21 protein-coding genes are annotated in these 25,398 nt (G+C 43.9%); 3 read left to right on the forward strand and 18 right to left on the reverse strand.

Features of this window, described 5'->3' with window-relative positions:
• Positions 1–78: 78 nt before the first annotated feature.
• Together MHH25_RS18170 and MHH25_RS18175 are read right to left on the reverse strand one after the other, a co-directional pair.
• Entirely contained in the window at positions 79–510 is a 432-nt protein-coding gene (locus tag MHH25_RS18170; protein ID WP_340017725.1) for an SMI1/KNR4 family protein, read from the reverse strand.
• Between the two features lie 57 nt (positions 511–567).
• Positions 568–1,089 (reverse strand): GNAT family N-acetyltransferase, encoded by a 522-nt coding sequence (locus MHH25_RS18175; RefSeq protein WP_036672937.1) that lies wholly within the window; start codon positions 1,087–1,089, stop codon positions 568–570.
• A 220-nt stretch (positions 1,090–1,309) separates the two neighbouring features.
• On the opposite strand from MHH25_RS18175, the gene MHH25_RS18180 reads away from it, so the two are divergent.
• The gene (locus MHH25_RS18180) at positions 1,310–2,467 is read left to right on the forward strand and encodes a S8 family peptidase (RefSeq protein WP_340017726.1); all 1,158 of its coding nucleotides are present in this window, start codon (positions 1,310–1,312) and stop codon (positions 2,465–2,467) included.
• Between the two features lie 123 nt (positions 2,468–2,590).
• On the opposite strand, the gene MHH25_RS18185 is transcribed toward MHH25_RS18180, so the two are convergent.
• The 11 genes from MHH25_RS18185 to MHH25_RS18235 all read right to left on the reverse strand — a co-directional run bounded on the left by MHH25_RS18185 (position 2,591) and on the right by MHH25_RS18235 (position 16,457).
• Complete coding sequence (locus tag MHH25_RS18185; protein WP_127547577.1) at positions 2,591–2,989, reverse strand: RidA family protein; 399 nt, start codon at positions 2,987–2,989, stop codon at positions 2,591–2,593.
• Positions 2,990–3,303: 314 nt separating this feature from the next.
• Positions 3,304–4,746, reverse strand: a complete 1,443-nt coding sequence (locus MHH25_RS18190; RefSeq protein WP_036672799.1) for a 6-phospho-beta-glucosidase — start codon at positions 4,744–4,746, stop codon at positions 3,304–3,306.
• A 34-nt stretch (positions 4,747–4,780) separates the two neighbouring features.
• Positions 4,781–6,694, reverse strand: coding sequence for a beta-glucoside-specific PTS transporter subunit IIABC (locus MHH25_RS18195; RefSeq protein ID WP_047843452.1), 1,914 nt, complete (start codon positions 6,692–6,694; stop codon positions 4,781–4,783).
• A 444-nt stretch (positions 6,695–7,138) separates the two neighbouring features.
• Positions 7,139–9,076 carry a beta-glucoside-specific PTS transporter subunit IIABC gene (locus MHH25_RS18200; RefSeq protein WP_340017727.1) on the reverse strand — a complete coding sequence of 646 codons (1,938 nt, stop codon included), beginning with the start codon at positions 9,074–9,076 and terminating at the stop codon, positions 7,139–7,141.
• Between the two features lie 167 nt (positions 9,077–9,243).
• Positions 9,244–10,083 (reverse strand): PRD domain-containing protein, encoded by an 840-nt coding sequence (locus MHH25_RS18205; RefSeq protein ID WP_036613486.1) that lies wholly within the window; start codon positions 10,081–10,083, stop codon positions 9,244–9,246.
• Positions 10,084–10,307: 224 nt separating this feature from the next.
• Positions 10,308–10,613, reverse strand: a complete 306-nt coding sequence (locus MHH25_RS18210; RefSeq protein WP_340017728.1) for a hypothetical protein — start codon at positions 10,611–10,613, stop codon at positions 10,308–10,310.
• A 57-nt stretch (positions 10,614–10,670) separates the two neighbouring features.
• Positions 10,671–11,231: an AAA family ATPase gene (locus MHH25_RS18215; protein WP_339304702.1), complete on the reverse strand. Its 561-nt coding sequence runs from the start codon at positions 11,229–11,231 to the stop codon at positions 10,671–10,673.
• A 165-nt stretch (positions 11,232–11,396) separates the two neighbouring features.
• The gene (locus MHH25_RS18220; RefSeq protein WP_340017729.1) at positions 11,397–12,485 is read right to left on the reverse strand and encodes an acyltransferase; all 1,089 of its coding nucleotides are present in this window, start codon (positions 12,483–12,485) and stop codon (positions 11,397–11,399) included.
• A gap of 140 nt (positions 12,486–12,625) precedes the next feature.
• A complete protein-coding gene (locus MHH25_RS18225) occupies positions 12,626–13,165 on the reverse strand; it encodes a GNAT family N-acetyltransferase (RefSeq protein WP_340017730.1) in 540 nt (179 codons plus the stop codon).
• Positions 13,131–13,613: a putative immunity protein gene (locus MHH25_RS18230; protein ID WP_340017731.1), complete on the reverse strand. Its 483-nt coding sequence runs from the start codon at positions 13,611–13,613 to the stop codon at positions 13,131–13,133. The genes MHH25_RS18225 and MHH25_RS18230 overlap by 35 nt, the downstream gene beginning before the upstream one ends.
• Before the next feature lie 114 nt (positions 13,614–13,727).
• Positions 13,728–16,457 carry a family 78 glycoside hydrolase catalytic domain gene (locus tag MHH25_RS18235; RefSeq protein ID WP_340017732.1) on the reverse strand — a complete coding sequence of 910 codons (2,730 nt, stop codon included), beginning with the start codon at positions 16,455–16,457 and terminating at the stop codon, positions 13,728–13,730.
• A 134-nt stretch (positions 16,458–16,591) separates the two neighbouring features.
• Here MHH25_RS18235 and MHH25_RS18240 point away from each other — a divergent pair, with 134 nt between their 5' ends.
• Complete coding sequence (locus tag MHH25_RS18240) at positions 16,592–17,476, forward strand: AraC family transcriptional regulator (protein WP_340017733.1); 885 nt, start codon at positions 16,592–16,594, stop codon at positions 17,474–17,476.
• A gap of 9 nt (positions 17,477–17,485) precedes the next feature.
• Here MHH25_RS18240 and MHH25_RS18245 read toward each other — a convergent pair whose 3' ends face one another.
• The 4 genes from MHH25_RS18245 to MHH25_RS18260 form a co-directional block, all read right to left on the reverse strand.
• Positions 17,486–18,052 (reverse strand): 5'-nucleotidase, encoded by a 567-nt coding sequence (locus MHH25_RS18245; protein ID WP_047843459.1) that lies wholly within the window; start codon positions 18,050–18,052, stop codon positions 17,486–17,488.
• Between the two features lie 167 nt (positions 18,053–18,219).
• A complete protein-coding gene (ascB, locus tag MHH25_RS18250) occupies positions 18,220–19,683 on the reverse strand; it encodes a 6-phospho-beta-glucosidase (RefSeq protein ID WP_076328481.1) in 1,464 nt (487 codons plus the stop codon).
• Positions 19,684–19,732: 49 nt separating this feature from the next.
• Entirely contained in the window at positions 19,733–21,652 is a 1,920-nt protein-coding gene (locus tag MHH25_RS18255) for a beta-glucoside-specific PTS transporter subunit IIABC (protein ID WP_340017734.1), read from the reverse strand.
• A 132-nt stretch (positions 21,653–21,784) separates the two neighbouring features.
• Positions 21,785–22,639, reverse strand: a complete 855-nt coding sequence (locus tag MHH25_RS18260) for a PRD domain-containing protein (protein ID WP_340017735.1) — start codon at positions 22,637–22,639, stop codon at positions 21,785–21,787.
• 272 nt (positions 22,640–22,911) lie between these two features.
• Here MHH25_RS18260 and MHH25_RS18265 point away from each other — a divergent pair, with 272 nt between their 5' ends.
• A complete protein-coding gene (locus MHH25_RS18265) occupies positions 22,912–23,934 on the forward strand; it encodes a hypothetical protein (protein ID WP_340017736.1) in 1,023 nt (340 codons plus the stop codon).
• 217 nt (positions 23,935–24,151) lie between these two features.
• Here the strand turns inward: MHH25_RS18265 and MHH25_RS18270 are convergent, their stop codons facing one another.
• Positions 24,152–25,255 carry a metallophosphoesterase gene (locus tag MHH25_RS18270; RefSeq protein ID WP_340017737.1) on the reverse strand — a complete coding sequence of 368 codons (1,104 nt, stop codon included), beginning with the start codon at positions 25,253–25,255 and terminating at the stop codon, positions 24,152–24,154.
• Between the last annotated feature and the right edge of the window lie 143 nt (positions 25,256–25,398).

The raw sequence follows: 25,398 nt of genomic DNA on the forward strand, positions 1-25,398 counted from the left end.
GTCTATGTCTAACCGAGCGAGTGCCGACAGGCATTTTCCTTTTACAAAATTACCTATTCCGTGGTGTTCGCTGATCGATCAACTTCTCCAAAAATTCGGCAAAAGAATCCGCGTATACTTCAGGTTCCCCATTAAAGAGTAATCCAAACGCATCACTTTGTACTCTCCAAGGTGATCTGCCGTCCGCGTGTCAAAATAGTAATATTCATCTTCGTCCGGTACAAACAGTTCCAGCTTCCCTTCCTTCTTCGCGTCTTCGTCGGCAAGTCGGTATCTATACAAAATATCAGTGTCCGCATACTCTCGGTGTTCTGGAGGCGATATGGTCAGAATTCCGGTTCCACTTAACATCGCTATACCATAATTCAGAAGCCACCAGCGATAGGACGGAGGTAACGGAAAGCCCAACTCCTGTTCAATTTCGGTAATCCAGCTCTCTTGAACTTGATGATTCGGGAACCAGCGTATAACCTCGGTATGCTCCAGTTTCTCAATCAGACTTGAATACATGGATAGATATCCCTCATTACCATCATAATGTCATTTTCATTCAATAAATTCCAATGGTTACTTACATGCCAACTTGTCCATATGTACGGTTTGCCAATCATCATCCTGCTCAGCAATAACCGTAAACCCTTGGCGTTTCCAGAAATCTACGGCTCCTGCCAAGAAGCGATGTGTATGCAAATACAGCGTCGTATAGTGCATATCCTTTACCACGTTCTCCAGTTCGTTCATCAACATCGAACCAATGCCAAACCTACGATACGCGGGATCTACATAACATTTTACTATTTCTGCAGCCGATCGAGCTGCATATCGACCTTCCACAGCTTCGATACGTCCATCATATGGTAATATCCCAATAGAACCGACGATCCCCGCATCCTCCATCATTGCAACAAGAAAGATCGAACCATCGGAGTCCAGATAATGTTCTCTGAACTGCTCGAAGTCTACAGGCAATTTCGTATGATCCATCATCGGAAACACTTCTCTGCGTACACGCATGGCAAAATCAATGGCATCATGAATCTGGTGTGACTGAACTGGTGTGACTGTCGGTATACTCTGAAGTTGTGTCAATAAAACCACATTCCTTATCCTCTGTATTAGGAGCTACCTCTCGGCCCTGCCTTAAATCTTGTTCATGCCAAAGCGGCTCTCTTCCTACCATCTTACCGAATTTATCCCTTCCTATCAATCTATCTACACTACTATCCAAATTGCAAGAGTGCCCGCGCAGTCTGATAGAGTTCGCATACGATAAGGCGTGTCACAAATCATATTGGAGGGATAAACGCTCATGTGGTTATGGTTAGGTGTTTTTGCTTTCATTTTGCTAGTAATCGGGTTCGTGTATCGTTATCTGGACCAACTTGCCGAGAGCAAGTTTCATCCTCACGCTCCCAAGCAGCTCTTCGTTAAATTCAAGGAAGGTACAACCGAGGATGAGATGCACACCCTTCACAAAAAAGGGAGATGTAAGGTCGCTGAGACCTATGAAGATTTAGGATGGTACCGTGTGGAATCCCGCAAAAAAATGCACAGAATTCTGAAACATTACAAAGATCATGAGCTTATTGAACATGCAGAGCCGAATTACCTCGTTGAGGCATCCTTCACTCCCAATGACCCTTTCTTTCCTTATCAGTATAACCTGTCCAAAATCAATGCACCCGCTGCATGGGATATTTCGCAGAGTAACAGCTCTGTCAAAATCGCCATTATCGATACCGGCGTACAGCTGAATCATCCAGAATTGGCCTCCAAGCTCCTCCCCGGTTATGATTATGTTGATTATGATAACATTCCTGAGGACGGGAACGGCCACGGCACCCATGTAGCTGGGATCGCTGCCTCCGTTACCAACAATGGTGTGGGCATCGCAGGCGCTGCACCACTCGCATCCATCGTTCCGCTCCGGGTGCTGGATAACAACGGGCAAGGAACGATAGGTAATGTCGGTAACGGGCTTGTCTTTGCTGCCAATAACGGTGTACAGGTTGTTAACCTGAGCCTTGGTGGGCCGATGGGAAATGCTTTCCTTCAAGCTGCCGTACAGTATGCTTGGAATCGAGGAGCTGTGATTATTGCTGCAGCCGGTAACGACAACACTTCATTCCCAATCGTACCCGCCTCGTATCCCAACGTGATTGCTGTCGCTTCAACCAATCCCTCCGATCTCAAATCCAATTTCTCCAACTATGGTTCCTGGGTGGATATGGCTGCACCGGGTGATACCATTCTATCCACATACCTGGGTGGTTCCTATGCCTACCTTAGCGGGACATCCATGGCTGCCCCTCATGTGGCTGGAGTGGCTGCACTTCTCGCTGCACAAGGGAAAACAAATGCTCAAATTCGGGATGCGCTGTGTTTCGCTTCTGATCCGGTATCAGGCTCCGGGATCTACTGGACATATGGTCGACTGAATGCTTATCAGAGCTTGCAGGTGACATAATACATCCACCTACTATCGCTCATGATTGCACACAGGGCATATCCTTTCCATTTTTCACAAATAAAAAACGAAGGGGCATCTGTAAGTAAGATGCTCCTTCGTTTGGTTAGAAAGTATTCGATGTTACACTTTTGCTGCCCAAAGCTCTATTTCAATTTTAATCTCTGGTAGACCTAACGCCGTAATATATCCAATCGTCATTGCAGGATAATCCGTACTAAATAATTGTCCCCACTCGGCATATAAGAAATCCCAATCGATTTCCTCGGTTGCCCATACGTTCACTTTGATAATATGTTCAGCATCTAAGCGCTCAGATTCGAGCACTGTTTTAATATTATTAAATGTATTCGTGACTTGCTCATTCAGACTCTCTGGAAAGAGTCCATTATGATCTGCTCCAATTTGACCCGAAGTCACAAATAATTCTGCATTCCTCGGGATTCTTGTAATATGCGTGTACTGACCTACAGGAGCTGGCATATTTTCTGGATTTGTTCTAGTAATTTTGTCAATATTCATCTGGATTACCTCATCATTCTTAAGATTTTTCTGCGTTATTTCCTAGTTTCCCTCCGATTTTGGGCAGACTTCACCCTTGGAATAGATTCTAGAAAAAGACAGCAGTGGAGTATCCATATCCCGAAGATATAAACGCAAGTGATTTTTTCTTCATGAGTGGATGCTCCTCCCTTCTTAAGTGACAAGATTCTCTTAATCTCTTTATTATATCTGAAAGCCACATCATGGGTCAAATTCATCCCCTCATAAACAAAGAGCAATCCCGTAATAACGAGACTGCTCTTTGTCTATTCTATAGCGCCGGAGACCTTGTATCAGAAATATTGTGCGCCATTACTCGCAATGACATCTTGGTACCAGTGAAAACTCTTCTTTTTCACTCTGCGAAGTGTACCCGTACCATCATTATTTCGGTCTACATAGATATAGCCATAACGTTTCTTCATCTCTCCGGTACCCGCACTGACCAGGTCAATCGGTCCCCAGCTTGTGTAACCTATGAGCTCTACACCGTCTTGAATCGCTTCAGCCATCTCGGCAAAATGACTATTCAAATATTCGATGCGATAGTCATCTTCTACGGAGTCATTGTCTAACAACACATCGGTTGCTCCAAGTCCATTTTCTACGATAAACAAAGGTTTGCCATAGCGGTCATGCAGTTGATTAAGCGTAATTCGAAGCCCCTTAGGATCAATGGTCCACCCCCACTCGGAAGCTTGCAGATAAGGGTTCTTCACCGAACCAAATACATTGCCTTCTGTCGAATCTTTCAAAATCTCAGGGTCTGTACTGGTGCACCGGCTTGCATAATAGCTAAAACCGATATAATCGACCGTGTTCTGCATCAAGATATCTGCGTCTTCCGGTTGCATGTCAATCCGAATGTCATTTTCCCTGAAAAATCTTTTTGTATAACCTGGATATGCTCCCTTCGACTGCACGTCGATGAAGAAGAATGACTCGCGATCTTTCTCCATGGCTTTCCATACATCATCCGGATTAGAGCTGTATGGATACACCATTCCAGCGGCTAACATACATCCAATCTGTGCATCCGGAATGATCTCATGACAAGCCTTAACAGCAAGTGCACTCGCTACCAATTCATGATGTGCTGCCTGATACAGAACCTGATCTTTGTTTTCACCATCCTGAAGGACAATTCCCGCTCCAATATACGGAAGATGCAGCAACATGTTGATCTCGTTAAACGTCATCCAGTATTTCACTTTATTCTTATATCGATTGAATAGCGTCGTCGCATATTTCTCAAAGAAACCGATCATCTTGCGGTTCTTCCACCCGCCGTAAGTTTCGACCAGATGTACAGGTACATCGAAATGGCAGATCGTCACGACAGGTTCAATGTTGTATTTTAATAACTCATCAAAGACATCATCATAAAATTGCAAGCCTGCTTCGTTTGGCTCCGCTTCATCGCCATTAGGGAAAATCCGTGCCCAGGCTATGGAAAGCCTGAGGCACTTAAATCCCATTTCTGCAAATAACGCAATATCTTCCTTATATCGATGATAGAAGTCAATGGCTTCATGTGAAGGATAGAATTCCCCTGTTTTTGGTTCATATGAATCCAGATTACCCAGAGCAATATTCCATCGATTAGCACCAATCGGAATCAGATCTACCGTTGTTAAACCTTTGCCACCTTCCAGATAAGCACCTTCCAATTGATTCGCTGCGGTTGCTCCTCCCCAGAGAAAATTCTCCGGGAAGGCTGTAAACTTTTCATTCATTGAGGAGTTCCTCCTTAACTATCCTTAGTTTGAATTAGCTTAATACCGTGATCAATTTATCTTTCTCATGAACGGATGCATCTTTTGTTCCTACAACGTCCAGATAATTTGAAGTATTAGTGACAATGATCGGTGTAACCGTCTCATATCCTGCATCCTTAATCGCTTGCAGATCAAACTCAACAATCAGGTCACCTGCGTTAACACGGTCTCCATCTTTCACATGGGTTGTAAAATGTTGACCTTTCAGTTTGACCGTATCCTGTCCAATATGGATCAGCATCTCTACACCATCATCGCTTACAAGACCAATGGCGTGTTTGGTACGATATACGGTTTGAACAACACCTGTGATTGGAGATACCACTCTACCACTGGTTGGACGAATTGCAATCCCTTTACCCATGTGCTCTCCTGCAAACGTTACGTCATTAATTTCGTTCAGTGCAACAACTTCACCAGCCATTGGGCTGACGATTTCGTATCTGCTGTTCGGATTTGGATCAAGTACTGGTGCAGGTGCAGCTACTTTTTCCACCGGATCTTTGAATCCAACCACGTATGTCAGAATAAAACCAAGGATGAATGCAATAATGGTTGCTGCAACCGTCCAGAAGAATACGGAATTCATTCCCTCTGTAGGACTTACATAGCTCGGATAACCGAAGATTCCAAGACCACCAATTATATAACCTTTAGTTCCAGCAAAACCAAGGATACCACCACCAATACCACCAGCAATACAGCTCATAATAAATGGTTTTTTCAATGGCAATGTTACACCGTAAATCGCTGGCTCAGTGACACCGAAAATACCGGATATAAACGCTGGTGCACCGAGTGTTTTTATTTTTTGACTTTTCGTTTTCAGAGTAACCGCAAGCACTGCACCAATTTGAGCAAAGGAAGCTGCAAAAGACAATGCCAGAATCGAATCATAGCCAAGCGTTGCAAGGTTAACGAATACCAATGGAACGAGTCCCCAGTGGAGTCCGAACAATACGAATACTTGCCACAAACCGCCGATTACAAGTCCTGTAAGTAAAGGGCTCAGTCCGTAAATTGAAGATGTGAATGCACCTAACAGTTGACCCGCCCATGTCGCAACCGGCCCAATTACTAGGAACGTAACTGGTACAATAACTAACAAAGTACAAAATGGAACTAGGAAATTGCTGACTACTTTAGGCATAACCTTTTTGAAGAAACGTTCGATTTTGACCGCGAAGAACGTTGCTACGATAATCGGAATAACGGATGAAGCATAATCCATTAAAATAACCGGTATACCTAGAAACTCGATCCGAATCGGTGATTCGAACAAAGTGCCTGCAAACAAAGTGTATAACGGTTCTCCAGCACGAATTCCCGCAAGTGTTGGGTAGACTAACGATGCACCGATAGCCATGCCTAGGAATGGACTTCCACCGAATTTTTTTATAGCTGTGTAGCCAAGGAAGATAGGGAAGAAGTAGAATAAGCAATCCCCTATGGCATTCAATAAGGCGTACGTACCAGCAGTATTGTCGATCCAACCCAGGGACACGAACATAGCTGTGAAACCTTTAATCATCCCCGTCGCTGCAAGCAATCCAAGCACTGGAGTAAATACACCCGAAATCATATCTACAAAACGGTTAAACAAATTGCCTTTGGGACCTGAATCTGCATCTTTCTCATCTACTTGACCTTCAGTAGACAAATTCCCTGCTTTAACAACTGCTTTATATACATCCGGCACTTCGTTGCCGATAACGACCTGATATTGTCCACCACTTTGCATGACGGTAATAACACCTGGCAGATTTTTAAGTTCTTCAGTTTTGGCTACGCTTTCATTTTTGAGTTTAAACCGCAGTCTTGTTACGCAATGGAATACACTGTTTACGTTCTCGCGACCACCTACACGTGACAGAATGTCCTTAGCTAATTGATCGTAGTTGCTCATTGTAATTCTCCCTCTCTAAGTAGACTCCCCATGACTTTTGAAACAAATAAAACCTGAACCACTGAACATACACAACATACCGGATCGTCCGGAAATCAGTCGTGTTATTCAGCAATTCAGGTTTTGCCCTTAACGGTTGCAACCCTGTAAGGCTGTACACATTGGTATTTAGTTATTTAGATAACGAAAGTAAGTTACATTCCATACCCTCTGAACTGAGGATGGTCGGCATTGCCTGATTGAACAGTTACAACCCGATTAATGTATGCGCTTACTTCTTGAACTCATCATAGTACATCTGAACTACGTTTGCAACACTTATTTTTATTAATTTCACAAATACATTTTAGTGGCTGAAAATGAAAAAAAGAGACCACTTCAAAACATCAAAGTGGCCTCTATAAAGCTAATGTTCAGATTAATAAAATACGCACTAAAGCAGAATTAACCAATAACCGTAACCAATTTATCCTTTTCTTGCACTTCACGATTTGTTGTTGCAACCACGTCCAAATAATCAGCCGTATTAGTTACAATAATCGGTGTTACGGTCTCATAACCCGCCTCAATAATGGCCTGCAGATCAAATTCAACGATCAGATCGCCAACACTCACACGATCCCCATCTTTCACATGTGCAGTGAAATGTTGACCTTTGAGCTGTACTGTATCCTGACCGATATGGATCAGAATCTCTACACCTTGATCATCTACAAGTCCAATTGCATGTTTGGTACGATAAATCGTCTGTACCACACCATTAATCGGGGATACAACTCTCCCACTGGTTGGGCGAATAGCAATCCCTTTACCCATATGTTCACCAGCAAATGTAGCATCATTAATTTCTTGCAAAGGAACCACCTCACCCGTCATCGGGCTGGCAATTTCGTAGCGATTGTTTGGATTAGGCTCAAGTGCAGCCTTCTCTTCTTTTACTGGCTCTGGAGCCTGTTTGGCAGCCTCTGGATTAGCAGGATCTTTGAATCCTACAAAATAAACGAGAACAAAACCTAGTACAAAAGCAATGATAGTGGCAATCATGGCCATCCAGAATTCATAGTTGATCCCCTCTGTGGGACTAATCAGCGCTGGAACACCAAAGATTCCTGAAGCAAATACAAACATTTTGGAACCTGCAAATCCAATAATACCACCAGCGGTTGCAGAAGCAATACAACTCATAATAAATGGTTTTTTCAATGGCAAAGTAAGGCCATAAATAGCAGGCTCAGTTACACCAAAAATCCCGGACACAAAGGCAGGAACACCCAGTGTTTTGAGTTTGGTATTTTTCGTTTTAAGCATAACGCCAAGAACCGCACCAATCTGAGCAAACGAAGCAGCAAACATCATAGCCAGAATCGGGTCTGCTTTCAGTGTGGACAGATTCAGCAGCATAATTGGTACGATACCCCAGTGTAACCCGAAGATCACCAACACTTGCCACAATCCACCAACAACAATACCGGTTACCAACGGACTCAAGTCATAGATGCCCGATACCCCGGCACCAATCAGCTGACTTGCCCATGTCGCAATTGGACCAATCAAGAGGAATGTTACAGGGACAACAATCAGAATTGTAAAGAATGGCGTGAGGAACGTTCTCACAACAGATGGAATGATCTTTTTGAAGAACGCTTCTACCTTTGCTCCAAAATAAGCAGCAATAATAATCGGAATGACGGATGAGGAATAACTCATCAAGATAACGGGAATACCCAGGAACGTGATATGAATCGGTGATTCGAACAATGTGCCCGCAAACAGCGTATAGAGCGGTTCCCCACCACTAAGACCGGATAAGGTCGGATATACTAGTGATGCTCCGATGGCCATCCCGAGGAATGGAGATCCACCGAATTTTTTCATAGCTGTGTAACCCAGGAAGATCGGGAAGAAGTAGAATAGACAGTCTCCTGCAGCATTCAACAATTGATATGTTCCTGAAGCCGGGTCCAACCATTCGAGAGAAGTGAACATGGACAGGAAACCTTTGATCATCCCTGTTGCAGCAAGCAATCCGAGAATTGGTGTAAATACACCTGAGATCAAGTCGATAAACTGACCCAAGAGACTCTCTTTTTTACCAGAAGATTCTGAATCATCACTTGAGACCGGTTCATCCGCATTCATATTACCCACCTGTAACAAGGCTTTATAGACATCAGACACTTCGTTACCCACAACGACCTGGTATTGCCCCCCGCTTTGCATTACCGTAATGACTCCAGGCAGATTTTTGAGTTCGTCTGTTTTGGCATTATTGTCATTTTTTAATTTGAAACGAAGTCTGGTCGCGCAGTGCACCACGCTGTTAATGTTCTGTTTTCCACCAACGCCAGACAGAATGTCCTTGGCTAATTGCTCGTGTTTCATGAAGTCTTTTCTTCCTTTCTGGCTAGACACGGATTCGGAGCATATTGGAGAGAATAAAAAAACCTGAACATCTGAATGTATGGAACATCCGGTTAACGGTATGTTCGGTCATTCAAGCGTTCAGGTTTTGCCCTAGTGGTTGCAACCCTGCAAGCTGATCTATGGGATTATTCAGAAGTTGCATTCACAACTCTCTCAATATGAATCGTTAAGTACATCAATTCTTCGTCAGTTAGTTGATACGTGTAGTTGCTTTCAATGAATTTCTTGATTTTCTCCGAGCACTTGTGCGCTGCTGGATACTTTTTCTGAATCATCAGGAACAGTTCATCATCGTTGTTGCTCTTGTAATGTTTTCCCTTCACCAAACGTTGGGCGAAAAACTTCAAATGTGTCACAAAGCGATAAAATGTCAGTGAGTTCTCATCAAAATCAATCTTGAAATGATACTTGATGATTGTCAGGATTTCCTGCATGACCTGCGTCATACTCTTGATGTTGGGCATTTCCTCGTTCAAAGCTGCATTGACAAAGTGAAGTGCCATAAAACCGGCTTCGTCCTCGGGCAAGATCACACCAAACTGATCACAGATCATATTGAGCGCTTCCATTCCAACTTCATATTCCTCTTTGTATAACTGCTTTGTCTCCCAGATTAAACCGTTGCGTATGGGCAGATTCTTGCGATACCGCTCAATGGCAAAGTGAATATGGTCTGTAAGATGTAAGTAAATGCTCTCATTTAATTTCTTGCCAAGTTTTAATTTGGCGTAAGCGATGATTTCCTCGGATACTTTCATGTATTCCAGAGGAATACTTGAGATTAATGCCTTGAAGTTTTCCTGAATATCTTCATTCTGTAAAGTAAATATCTTGTCGATATGCTGCTCGGAAACCATATCACCCGCCCGCTTCTGATAAGCAATCCCCCGGCCAATGATAATAACTTCCTGCTCGTCATTCATTGCAACTACAGCATTATTGTTCAGCACCTTCTCGATTTTCACTTTATCACTCCAATATACAGAAAAAGACAAACCAATCCCTTTTCTCAAGGTATACGGCTTTGCCTGATTCAACAGTTACAACCCGATATGTTGTACGCGCTTCCCTCATAATATTACATATTTCTACACAGTGCAACAAAAAGTTAATATCGAATTAGCATGACTCCTGATCTAGGTAAATATACTCACAGGAGTGAGCAAATCAAGAATTATTTTACAGGAATTCACGGTTTATTGTTTTTGCTTTCTTTCTCCAGCTCTGCTTCGATTCTTCGATTAATCATGTTCATTTCTTCTGAACTCAAACGATCGACATCTTTAAATTGCTTATCCATCTCGTACTCTTTCGCCTCACCTTTGTTCATTAACCCCAGATGATTTTTGATATCCCGGACATCTTCACGCATATGCATCGTCTGACGGTAATGATCTATCACAAGTGCGAAAACAATGCCCCCAGCCAAAATCGGACCGAATGGGATCAGATAACATAGAACAAGTCCTATGAGCAAAAATATAACAAAGTACATGATGTAGTGCCCCTCTCATATAAAGTATCTACTTTGCTAAGTTAGACGTTTCTCAGATTACAAATTAAATCGTTCCTGAATTAACTTTGCCACTTCATCCGGGCTCTTGTGTGTGTTATCAATCCTTATGTAGTGCTCATGCTTGATTTCTCCCGGTTCCGAATTCAATCGATAATGCTTCATCGTATCTAGCAAATCTCGCTCAGACCACGCAATGTCACGCTTTGTTGGTTTATGTAACAGACGATGCGGACTTTTATTGCGCTCTAGTCTTTCTGATGCATCGGCCTCCAGTTCCACATAACAGACCTGACCCCCTTGAGATGTAAACAACTCACTGATCTTACGGATGTATTCACCATCTGACTCCGCGTCCAATGCCCACACAAATGTAAAAATCAGACCCGGCAAATCACTCTTTGCCACTTCTTCAAAAATCTCCTGCCGGAACAGACTCACCAGTCTTTTGCCTTGTGGTGTGCCATAGCTGAAGAAAGGAGACACCAATTCAATGGTCATGTGGTTATGAAACAATTTTAGCTTTGTTATCTTCTCCAGTTCTTGCCCCACCGTCATTTTGCCCACAGCCTGTGGGCCAAAAATAATCACTAATTTCATTTGATCACTCCTGACAAGGTAGTGTTCATTCCATTAATTCAATTTTATGGACATTAAACTCTATAATAACTTCTTTAGGGCAAATAAAAAAGAGGTTTCAAGTGATTCCCTCAACGCGTGAGGGCTTGAAATCTCTTATCTTAAATTACATATGTTTATTCTAACTTAACGTCCAATCAGTACCCATCCCCACTTCATCCGGCGCAATCCCATCGCGCAGATCCATGAGATCAGGAGCGCCACAATATAAGATAGAATGATGCCCACGCTGAAGTGCCGAGCCAGGTCATCTGTGAATTCACGTCTCCAGAAGAGCAATACGAGTGGATGCATTAAAAATACACCGAACGCAACTGTACCCAAGGAGTCCAGAATACGAGTAGCTTTACGAACCTCGGTATGTTTTCCTGTGCCGATTCGTTCACTAAAGATCAACAGGAGCAAGCAGGCTGACAAGGTAAACAGATTACGGAACAGGAACAGCACGGTATAGGTAATAACCGGGTATGCAGCAAAAGTGGTTTTGATATAAGCATTACCATATATAAAAATGGCACCTCCACCTATCAACGCAGCTATGAGCACATAACGGTGAGTATACAGTTTGTTCAATGCCCACTCAAAGTTCAACCCAACCCATGCGCCAAATCCAATCACGATCAGATAACTGGGTAACAAACTTCCTGTCCGTTCGAAGTGAAACTGCAAATGTAGTGCATAGAAGATCGCTTGGCCCGCAATAAAGAATAGTGGCAAATAACGATTAAACAAACGATGGCGTGTAAGGGACAGAAGCCACGGAAAAACGATATAGAATTGAAGAATAATCAGAAAAAAGTACAAGTGCGTATGAGCGGTTCCCATCACTAATTGTTTGGCAAATTGAACACTATGGGTCAAAGGTTCTTTGCCCGCAAGCAACTGTTTAATGGCAAAATAGATAAGGGACCACACCACATAGGGAACAAATACATTAAATAAACGCTTCTTATAAAAAGCGAGCATCCAACCTTTCTCATTCACCTTGGAGCTGTAGTTGTAGAACAAGACCAGGGATGACAGGAACAGAAACGCTGGAACGGCAAATTGCAAAAACGTGTTCCAGAAGTAATACACATCATGATCTAATGTATGCTTGGGGTAATGCGCAACTGCTGTTGAAGTTGCATGAATAGCTACCACTGCCATGATGGCAAAAGCACGAAAGAGATCCAGATACTCAATTCGCCGGGGCCGATTAACCGGTTGATTCATAAAGATAACCTCACTTGTGCCTGATATGGGATGATAGTTTCCGGCCGCAATCCAGATTCTATGCTTCATTTTAATCAGCACACGAGGGTAATACAATCATAATCCATATTATTTTCGTTTTATTTCATCATTATTCTGCATTATTCGACATTCTCTATCCAGAATCGTTCAACAACGTTGCCATTGGACTCCACATAGTCTTCATCCCGAATGCCACCATTTCGAAGGATAACCCTTCTGGAAGGCTCATTAACCGCATCACATACGACCAATACTTTGGAAATTCCAAGCTCTCTCGTTTTCTCCAAAGAAAGCCTGAGAATTTCGGAACCATAGCCATTGTGCCGCTCTCCTGGACGAATACCATATCCAATATGTCCTCCACTGTTGAACAATTTATCATTAAGCTCATGCCTTATATTCACAGCACCCACGATTTGTTGACTCTCCGTGACCAGCCAATATGTACTGTCTTTGACCCAGCCCTCCGGGATGTCGATCCCTTGTTCATTACGCTGCAAAAATGCCAACATCTCATCGAACGCATAAGGATCTTTGGAAATGATCCAAGGAACCATCAATTCTCCACTTCTGACCCAGTCTTCATAAAATGCCAAATACGCATCCTTATAGGCTTTTGATGGTTTAATTAATCTCACGTGTTCTTTCCCCATGATCATTACATCCTCCCAACAGATATTGATATTGCCACGTTCTCTCTTCCAAGACACGACGTTCTTGTTCTTCCATCAAAGAGTCATAAAAGATAGCTTTCACTGCATAGGTTGCGGCATGTACCGCATGGCCTTTGACATGTGCCGTTGCAGCTGCGTGTCCCGCCGCACGAGAGGCAGCAGAGGCAGCGACATGATCGGCTTCCCGTGCAGCAGCATGAGCTGCAAAAGCCGCCTTTCGTGCATCAACCATGGCAATCTCTCCACGGATCCAACCTCTTCCTGCATCAATGGCATCATGGGCGCGGAGATCCTCCGTCTTCTTCTCAAATATATACAAGACACGTGCCGCACACTCCGCAGCCCAACAAGCCAATGTATGGTGATCCTGTTGCTTAGCCAAATCCTCTATTTCACTACGTAAAGGTGCATCTTTGAATGCAGGTTTTGCCATGGTCATGCTCCTTTCATTGTTCAAATACTACAAATTTACTCTCAACAAGTTCGAAAAAGGACCTGCGTGTGTGCAGATCCTCTTCAAGTGTACATCTTACCACTTATTCTATCATTATACGGACTCTGTCAATGTAGCCTCCTGAACATCCCGATCCTTTTTCGCATCCGTGTCTTTGTACGTAAATCGGTAACTTCCAGATCCAAGTGTGACTTCAACATCGTCTCCAATGTTTTGAATATCCTGAACTCCACTTATCTGATCCAACTGATTCAACGGTTTCCCTTGTTCCAGAACGATCTGTGCACCTGCTCCAGGAAGACGTACCGTACCTCTCGTGTTGGCGGGAATATGCACCCGTATATCCATTTTACCATCCGCCAACCGGTGCCAGCTTGAAGCAACATGACCATACATCGTCTCCAGACTCGCTTCCACCCAATCCAGTCCAGGTCCGGGTTGCGGCTCGATATGCACCATTCGGAATCCTGGCTGATGTTCATCGGACCGAATGCCGGCAACGTAACGATACAACCATTCTCCAATCGCTCCGTACGCATAGTGGTTAAATGAGTTCATATCAGCACTCCAGAGACTGCCATCCTCTTTGATCCCATCCCAATGTTCCCAGACGGTCGTTGCGCCTTGAGTCACCTGATATAGCCAGGACGGATAATCCTCTTGAAAAAGTAATGTATATGCCAGGTAGTGAAGACCTGCATCACTCAATACCGGATTCAGATAAGGTGTACCCACAAAGCCTGTAGTAAGATGATTGCCCGCCTCTTTCACGAGTTTTGCCAATTGATCGACAGCACGAGTTCGGGCAGTGGCGTCCAGCAGGTCAAATTGGAGCGCAAGAACATGTGCTGTTTGCGTAGGAACAGCAATTTTGCCAGCTGGAGTCACGAATTCATTTCTAAACGCATGAACAATGTTTGTGTGCAACTCCTTGTAATATTCAGCATCATCTGTCTTTCCAAGGACCTCAGCCGCTTTTTGAGTTAACGAAACCGAATAGGCATAGAAGGCAGATGCCACATATTCCGTGTCCGTTGCGCCAACATAACTATCAGGCTTGGAGTCCAGTCCCAGCCAATCGCCAAAGTGGAATCCCGTGTTCCACAGATACGGATTGTCACCCTGCACATGAATATACTCGATCCACTGCTTCATACTCTCATATTGTTCGGCCAGTAATCTGGCATCCCCATACATCTCATAGATGGTCCAAGGACAAATAACTGCTGCATCCCCCCAAGCGGCGGAAGAATGACTGGTGTCTCCCCACCCTTCTGAGGTGGAACCTCTCAGATCCGGAACGAAGAATGGAATACCGCCATCTTCTCCCTGATCCGCTTCCAGATCCCGCAGCCATTTGGTAAAGAAGGGAGCCGTATTCATCAGGTAGGAGGACGTTCGGATAAACATCTGTGCATCCCCGGTCCATCCAAGCCGTTCATCCCTCTGTGGACAGTCTGTCGGCACATCAAGGAAATTTCCTTTTTGCCCCCACAATATATTGTGATGCAGTCGGTTCACCAGTGGACTGGAGCATGAGAACTGACCTGTTTGCTCCATATTAGAGTGCAGCACTACTCCGGTGAATTCATCCAGACGAATGTGTTCCGGGAAGCCAACCAGCTTCACATAGCGAAAGCCTTGGAATGTAAAATGCGGTTCAAATGATTCCACGCCATCCCCCTTGCACGTGTAGCGAATACACTGCTTGGCGGCACGAAGATTATCGGTGTAAAAGTTGCCTTCATGATCCAATATCTCAGCATGGTGCAGCTCAACCGTCTGACCCGCCTCACCTTGAATGCTGAATCTCACCCATCCCACCATATTCTGCCCTATGTCTACTACACGATCTCCCTTTGGGGTTGTTAACAAGGCGATTGGCTGTAGCTGTTCTACTTGGGTAACGGGTACGTTCTCCTGAGCAACGATGATATCTTTGGGATGATCCAGTACGTTCACGGGTGACCAATTCGTCTGAGATGAATCCGACCAGTCGGACTCCATACGTGCATCATACGTCTCCCCCATATAGATGTCCGACATACGAATGGCACTTGGAGCAGCGGTCCAATCCCCATTGGATATAATACATTCCTCTGATCCATCTGCGTATTTCATATGCAGTTCCAGCAGCAATGCGGACGTTGAACCAAATATCTCCCGTTCTTTGTTCCAGCCAAGATATCCTCGGTACCAGCCATCTCCCAGATTAGCACCTAAAGTATTCTGTCCATCCTGAAGCAGGTGGGTGACATCATAAGTTTGATATTGTAATCGCTTACGATAAGAGGTCCAACCAGGTGTAAAATAATCTTCTCCTACTCTTGTGTTGTTCATATGCAACTCGTATAATCCAAGTGCTGTAACATATATGCGGGCAGAAGTAACAGGTTGTTTCACATTAAACTGCTTGTGCATACGCGGGCATGACGTATCTCCATCATCTGATGGTTGAGCTGTGATCCATTCTGCTTGCCACTTGTTATGACTATCCATAAGTCCCATCTCGAAATAAGCCGATTCGGAACAGCCCGAATCATTTCCTGCATCATCCCATGCCTGAATCCGGTAATAGTATCGCGTTTGCGGGGAAGGCTGAAAATGGTTTAATTCCACATGTATGGATTGATCCGTGTTTATCTTGCCAGAATCCCATGCAATCTCATCAAAATCTTCTGACAGGGACAGCTGGATCTGGTATGCAGATTGCATGCAATTTCGACGATCAGACTGTAACTGCCAGCTTAATCTCGGTGATTTGACATCAAGGCCTATCGGATTGATTCTATACTCACAGCGAAGGTGACTAACGTTGAACATTAGCAGATCGTCCTTTCCATCTTGGCTTCCCATTCGGGGTTACGATATAATTATATCGATCCTGTTGCCCTAAATACCCGGTAATCAGGACTATTTCATCCGGTGATTCAGCCATCTGTGCGAGGAGGTTGCTTGTGAATTCATCTGTACAACTCATGAAAAGTGAATACTTTCTGCATAATCATTTGCAACTTTTTGTCAATCGTTGCTCTGAAGATTTTGTGCTTCCTTTTCACGCACATGATTTTATTGAATATAGCTACGTTGCCGAAGGAAAGGGCTTTCATCATATCGGTGAAGATGTCATTCCGGTGACAAAGGGGATGCTGTTTGTCATTCCTGTCGGCGTTCCTCATGTCTTTCGTCCTGTCAGCACCAACGTAACCGAGCATCCGTTAATTATATATAATTGCTTATTTAATGCTGAATTGATCCACACGCTGACAGCAATCATTCAGGAAAAAGAAATCATTCAACATCTGATGGATCTGGAACAAAATCAGGTTCCTTATATATCCGTTGTGGATCACAACGACCGGATTGAAGAACTAATGGTGAAGCTGTACCGTGAATCCTCCGTTCCGGGAATCGGTTCGTCTACCATGTTATACACCTTGGTAAGCCAGTTCGTATTGATGACCTACAGACAACTTTATCAAAAGGATCATGATGAAGAGCATCATTCCACCGGTTTTGATTACATTCTTCATTATCTCAAACAACACGTGAGCGACCGAATCCGAATGTCTGATCTGGTACGTGTATCGGGCTTTAGCGAAAAACAGATTGGGCGAATGTTTCTGCGACATACCGGACAGAACTTTAGCGGCCACCTGCAACACCTCCGTATACAAAAAAGCTGTGAACTGCTTAAGAGTTCACAGCACAAAGTCAGCCTGATTGCAGAGCTGGTTGGATATCGGGATTTGGATTCATTCTATGCTGCATTCAAAAAAATAACAGGCGAAACACCTCTCGCCTATCGCAAAAAATCCAGAGCACAGCACTCTGGACAATAAGATTTACTTTCAGACACCAACAACCTGTAACACTTCATCTATGTATGCCTTGGCCTCTTTCCATGAAGACATCAACGGAAAGTTGTATCGCTCACGCTCCTGTATGTTCCATGGATGTGGGATACAGATGACCTTTTTGCCGTCCTCATGCGCGGGAATCAGGTTATGTGCTCCATCATCAATGAGCAAATCAAAAGCGAGCAGGTTTTTTCTTTTGCATGTAATAAACTGTTCTGCGGTTATAAAAGGCATATGCTGCTGAAGCCAGTTCCACTTCTCAACGACTGTTCTTGGTTCTGCTGCCGTCACAACAATAACATCATAAGCATCGTTCAACTTTCGCATCTCATCTACAACATACTCGTCGTATAATTCCAATTCCTCGAACAGACCCGGCCGACCATAAAATACATCATGCGTGCTCTCTGGATGACGCAAATGGGATGTATCCCAATGAATCATATCCTCATAGCGCAACGGATGGGTCGGGAAGTTGAGGTTGTTGTGATATATAGCCCGCTTGACCAGATGACATATCGTGTCATCCATATCTACAGCAATAATAGGCTTCTTCATGGTTATCCCTCCCCCAATACGAACACAGTATACCATCCAGAATGTTATGTAGTCATCTTTTTTACCTTGAAATGCCAATAACGTTGATGAGAATTCTACCTGATTATATTAAAAAGGCGCCCCGGCGCCTAATACCAGCTACGCCCGGAGTGCCTTTATAGATTAATCTATTCCAAGTTCTCACCATTCGAGGCAATGACTTTTTGGTACCAGCCAAAGCTCTTTTTCTTATACCGATTCAATGTGCCTTGTCCGTTGTCATCCTGATCCACGTAGATCACGCCATAACGTTTGGACATTTCCGAAGTGGATGCACTGATGATATCAATCGCTCCCCAGTTGGTATATCCCATCAGGTCCACTCCGTCCATAACGGCTTCTTTCATTTGTGTAATATGTTTTCTCAGATAATCAATCCGGTAATCATCGTTGATGGAACCGTCTGCTTCAACGGTATCTTTGGCACCAAGGCCGTTCTCTACCACAAACAATGGCAATTGATAACGGTCATACAGCTCTTTCAGTGCAACACGCAGACCGATCGGATCAAGCTGCCAGCCCCATTCCGTACGCTCCAGGTTCGGGTTCTTGATCGTACTGTACAGGTTGCCTCCAGTTACTCCATATTCCTCTGGGTTCACTGCAGACACCAAGGATGTGTAATAACTGAACGAGATGAAATCAACCGTATGCTCACGCAGGATCTGCTCGTCCCCCGGTTCCATGGCAATGGTAATTTCGTTCTCTGCCCAGTACCGAGCCATAAACGTTGGATAACTACCACGAACTTGTACATCCGTATGCAGCAGGTTCAGCTGGTTATCGATCTGTGCTTGTAGCACATCCTCTGGCTTCGACGTCGCTGGGTAGTGAATCATGCGTGCAAGCATACATCCGATCTGGAAGTTCGGGTTAATCTGACGTGCTTTTTCTGTTACCAGGCTGCTGGCTACAAATTGATGATGAAGTGCCTGATAAGAAGCCTGCATCGTGTTTTCAACCCGGTCTTCAATAATACCGCCGCCTGTGAACGGTTCAATAATAGTTGTGTTAATCTCATTAAACGTCAACCAGTATTTAACCTTGTCCTTGTACCGGGTCATCACCGTTTCTGCATATCTTACAAAATGTCCAATCACTTCGCGGCCAGCCCAGCCGTTATATTTGAGGACAAGCGCCATAGGCATCTCATAATGCGAGAGTGTTACAAGTGGTTCAATATCGTATTTACGGAGTTCATCGAACACTTCGTCATAGAAACGCAGTCCCTCTTCATTGGGCTCGGCATCATAACCATTTGGGAAAATACGCGGCCAGTTGATGGACAGACGGAATGTCTTGAAGCCTAGCTCAGCGAACAGCGCAATATCCTCTTTGAAACGGTGGTAAAAATCAATCCCGTAACGCTTCGGATAACCTTCTGCACTGTGATGTGCCATTGCTTTCTCAACCGTTGCACTGGTAACATGCATCAGTTCTCTAAGGTTGGTGTAGTCCTTTTTCTCAAAATAAGGAACCATGTCTGCTGTCGACCATCCTTTGCCGCCAGCGTCGAATCCACCTTCAGCCTGGTTGGCGGCAATAGCGCCGCCCCATAGAAAACCTTCCGGAAACCCTTGTCGATTAATCATTCGTATCTCTCCTTCTTTAGTTGATATTGTTAGTCCTAAGACGGACAGTTTAAATCTCAGCTTTCAAGACGTCTTCACCCATCGTGATTTCGCCCAATTTCACAGGTAGAACCTGCTTGTAATCAGCCGTATTGGTAACAACCATAGCGGTTGTGATGTCGTATTCTTTTGCAATCTCGGCCAGTTCAAATGTAAGCAACTTGTCTCCAGCCTGTACACGTGCTCCTGTAGCAACATGTGCATCAAAATACTGTCCACGCAACTTCACCGTGTTAATTCCAACATGAATCAACAATTCCATTCCGTTATCACTGCGGACAACGATCGCATGTTTTGTTTTGAACACATTCATGATGGTACCTGTCACTGGAGAAACCAATTCGCCCACCGTTGGAACAAATGCTACACCTTTACCCATCAATTCATCACCAAATGTTGGATCGTTGACTTCTTTGAGCGGGATGGATTTACCTGTCATCGGTGCAACAGCTACTGCATCACTTGTTGGTGTTGGATCGCCCATGTCGTCCACATTTACGGTTGCAGCATCGTTGGAAACAACTTTCGCTGGTGCTGTAGAAGCACCCGGTGAGAATTGAGCTAACGCCTCTGCGTCTCCTTCTTCTTCCTTGATACCAAATATCGTAGACATGATTGCACCTACGATAAAGGCCAAAATCATACCCCCAAAGGAATACCAGAAGGTTTGTCCGATCAGGGAAGGAAGTCCTGGCAGACCACCGTTACCCGCAAGTACATACGCTTTCGCGCCAAAAGCAAGGGCGAATCCGCCACCCACTGCACTACCAATCATCGCTGCGGCAAATGGTTTTTTATACTTCATGTTAACCCCGTACATGGCTGGCTCCGTTACACCCATGAGTGCGGTGAAGCTCGTTGACAATGCCACGGTTTTGAGTTTTTTATCTTTTGCCCGGAAGAATACGCCGAGTGTTGCACCAGCCTGACCCATATTGGAGATAAAGGTTAATGGCAAGAATTTATCAAAGCCCAGTGTAGCGATATTACTCAGGATGATCGGCACAAGTGCATAGTGCATTCCTGTCATAATAATGAGCGCCATCGCGCCGCCAAGAACAATACCTGCAATCAATCCGCCTTCATTCAGCAGCCAGTTGATGCCACCAGACAATCCACTACCTACAAATGTACCCAATGGGCCGATCGCAATCAGCGTTACCGGAACCATAACAAGTAAGGTAATCAGCGGCACAAGCAGCAGCTTGAGTGCAGCAGGGATAACGCGGTCAACCCATTTCTCAACATAGGACATCAACCATACTGCAAGAAGAATCGGGATAACCGATGAAGCATAACTTACTGCTGTAACCGGGATTCCCAAAAATCCAACCGATTCACCGCTAGATAACAATGCTGTCATGTCTGGATACATGAGTGCCGTACCTAGTGCAATCGCAACAAACGGGTTACTGCCGAATTTACGAGCAGCGCTGACTGCAATCAGTAAAGGTAGGTAGTGGAATACGCCGTCACCAATGGCTGAAAGAATACGGTACGTATCCGTTCCAGCAGACATCCAACCTACAGACACGAATAGTGCAAGTAATCCCTTGAGCATACCTGCCGCAGTAATCGCTGGAAGCATCGGCGCAAAGACACCTGCAATTGTTTCGAAAATTTTCAGCACGACATTTTGTTTTTTATCCGACTTTGGCTCTTTCTTTTCTGTAGTTTGCTGGATTGCTGGATTTTCCTTCACCATGGCATCGAATACTTTTGCCACATCATTACCGATAATGACCTGGAATTGATCGCCGGAAATGTTAGTTCCCATGACCTTATCCAGTTTCTTGAGTGAGCCGTTATCAACTTTCTCGTTGTCTTTCAGATCAAAGCGCAAACGTGTGACGCAGTGATAAACTGAGTTAATATTGTTTGTTCCCCCAACGGCTTTAATGATTTCCTGCGCCGTATCCTGATGTTTCATGATGTTTTCCTCCTCATTTTTCCAATAAAAAATACCCGAACGAATCTAGCGCATATGGATGGCGCCATCTCATTCGGGTATTGCCTGATTGAACAGTAACAAGCCCATAGGATATCCAGTTGTAATTTGATTCTATTGCGTGGACTTTTCGTCCCGCTTGGTTTTCATCAAACGTTCCAGATGGAGCGTTAGATATAACTGCTCAGAGTGAGTCATGTCATACTGATAGTTCTTATGGATAAAAGTCTCGATCTTGCCAATACATTTGAATGTCTCCGGATAGTTTTTCCGAACCACTTCATATAAATACTCCTCGGCATCATCATGTAAAGAATGAGTAATGACACGCTGACAGAAATATTTCAAATGTGTGATGAAGCGGAAATAATTGACGCTATCTTCATCCAATTCGACGTTGAAGTGATATTTGATGATATTCATGATCTCCTGCAACAGCTGCATCAGATGGGTGACATCGTTCATGGAATCATTGACTTCCGCATTGATGAAATGTAAGGCAATATTACAGATTTCATCTTTGGGAAACTCAATATCCAGTCTTTCCTTCAGCAAGGTCAGTGCTTCTCTGGCCACATCGTACTCCGCCTTATAGAAGTGCTGAACTTCCCAAGAAAGTGGATTACGAGTAATCATTCCTTTTTCCAAGCGTTGAACAGCAAAATGAATGTGATCAGACAGCGAGACATAGATCCCGTCACTGATGGTTTTGTTCAATTGCGTTCGTGCCAGTGTCACAATATCATCTGTTGCCTGCAGAATCTCAATCGGCACTTCAGCTACGATGGATTTGAATTTCTCATAAATCGATGCATCCTGAAGACGAAATACCTTCTCAATCCGCTCTTCATCAATCTCATCGCCTGCTTTGAACTTAAATCCGATACCCCGGCCGAGGATCAGTAGTTCCTGATTTTTGTCATCCACGGTACTGACAATATTGTTATTAAATATCTGTTTAATAATCATTATGGACCCACCTGGTTTTTTTTGAGGAATAAAAAAGGGCAAAACCAAAACAGAAATAATAAAATCATTTCCATAGTGGTTTTGCCCGCATTACCGGTAACAAGCCTCGGATATAATTTATCATAACCTGAAAACGGTGTCAACCCAAAAATACTGCCGCTCTATTCCACTTTTTTAGATCATATGCAACATTTACCTTTTATGTTATTTTGAAATGAGATATAATTTTTGATATTTAATAATATGACCCAAACTAATCAGGAGGATTCACTTTGAAAAAAATCACTTCATTTACCGCCGTCATTGCTGTCATCTCGCTATTGTTATCAGCGCCGCCCACCTTGGCCGCAAAATCCAATGAACTCTCGTTAATAGAGAATTACATGTCCGCTGACCAGCTGGATCGGAAGACACAACAACTTCTGAGTGATGAACTAGTTAAACTCGTGGGGAAACAGAACATTCAATTCACCACAATAGACACATCATTTGATCCGTGGGTCATTAACGGAACTATTGATGGAACCGGGTTCGCCTATTTCACACAAACATACGATCCTGATACAAATCGTGTCGCGTCCACCCATATCATGTATGATAACGCTGATCTGAATAAAGTCATGGATAATGCGCTGCGCCTGAAGCTTGATGCCTTCCTAAAAACGTTTGAGGATGAAGATATCTTCATTAAAAGTGGTTTTTGGCGTTTCAAAGCCAATGATCAGGACCATGGACATTTACTCCAAAACTACTGGGTCATCTTTGGACCAAGTCAACAACTTTACATCGATGTGGACAAAGATAATCAAATGTCGGCAATTCTGCAATATAAAATCGATGATTCCTATGCCTGGATGACAAACATAGCACGAAATTCACTCAAAACACTTGGAATACCCTCAGTAAAAGCTTTTGATTACACCTTATTTACCGTAGAAGGAAAAGATATGTTATGGCAGTATAGGGATGACGACAATCTAAATTACGTACATATCGGCAGCAAGACCGGAAAGGTATGGAAAGTCACCAACGAATTAGGTATCAACTGGAAAAATGATGTTGATTTCAAAAAGTCTTTTGCCAAGCCCAAGCTCAGCAAAAACAAAGCGCTATCTATCGCTGTACCTACAGTCAGATCTATATTTGGTATTGAGCTAAAAGGTTATTCCGTTCGTATCCAAGAGAACGAGTACACCTTCACGAAAAAAGGAGCCACAACGCTTATCGGTAAAATCAATACAAAAGGCGCATTTTATTCGTTTGAAGCCATTCCTTCAAAAGGGGTAAGAAACTAACTTACATAATAAGAAACAGGCGGCTTGAAGCGCCGATTTCCGGGAGATCGAGCCGTTTTATTTTGATAATCAACCAGCGCCCATTGAAAATCGCATAAGAAATACTCCGCTTTATGACGACAGTAGATTTAATCTTGTCATCATAAAAGCGGAGCCGGTATCATCAATCTACGCTTGACGTGCTTATTAGGCAGCCCTTCTTTCGAAGGGCCTTTCATCATTGCTGGAACGTCACATTAATCTGTACAATCTCCGAACGACTACTTGTGCGAATTGGAGGTCCCCAGAAGCCAAATCCTGAGGTTACGATGGAGTGCATAGAGCCCTTTTGCAGATAACCCCAATCGTTCTCGTAGATCGCCTGTGTGATGAACTGAGCCGGGGCAATTTGTCCACGGTGGGTGTGACCGGATACCACCAGATCTATATTGTTTTGCTCCGCAATATCCAGATCATAAGGCTGGTGATCCATCATTAGTACCGGTTGGCTCAAGTCAGTACCTTGCATTAAAGTAGCTACTTCTGTCCGATCCTTCTCTGTTCGGTCTTTCCGTCCAATCAGAGTGATCTTGTCATCCAAAACGATTTTGTCATCGTACAGAACTTGCATGTTGCTCTTCTCCAGTGCAGCAATCAGATCTTCAATGGGACCATCAAACTTATCGTGATTCCCGAGTGAAGCATAGACGCCGTATGGGGCCTGAATATCACTGATAATATCGGCAATTCCGCTATTGAGGTACATATCCAGATTGTCATCAATAATATCTCCAGGATACAGCACCAGATCCGGCTTCAGTGCATTAATTTCCTCCACCATGCGTTTGGCATGTGCAGGGCCAGATAGAAGTCCAAAGTGCATATCGGCAGCCATGACAATGTTGAGCTTGTCTACACCTTCTACTTTTTTATCAATCTGGATATTATATGTTCTGACTACCGGGCTGTAGGCGTTGAAAATTCCATAACCCATTGTGGACACTAGTAACACGAGCGTAACGACACCTGCCCACTTGTTTGCATGATGTCTTGGAATTCGGGTTAATCTTAGTAACCACAGTGTCAAATGAACTACAGGCAGAATTAGCAATAATAACGAGAACATCGCAAGCCAGTAGGAACCGATGATACTGAGAAAAGAGATGCTGCTAAACAATCGTGCCAAAATGAAAGAAACAGCAAGAAATACAAGCGCTATAATATAAAACCACCGAAATCTGGCTGACACGACAGGTTTCATCCAACTCCAGCCACTCCTGCCTATGTAGAATACTAATAAACCATATACCACCACAAATAATAGTCCTGCTAATACGAACATGCCTGGCCTAACCTCCACGTCAATAAGTTGTATTCTGAATTTTCATTACGGACACAGGTCCGTCTGAACAAGTATAACGTAGTTGATGAGTCAGATCATCTGTTTGCCAAACCCAGATTCGTACATTTTATTACAATTTGATG

The sequence above is a fragment of the Paenibacillus sp. FSL H3-0457 genome (genome assembly GCF_037981725.1).
Taxonomy (GTDB): Bacteria; Bacillota; Bacilli; order Paenibacillales; family Paenibacillaceae; genus Paenibacillus; species Paenibacillus amylolyticus.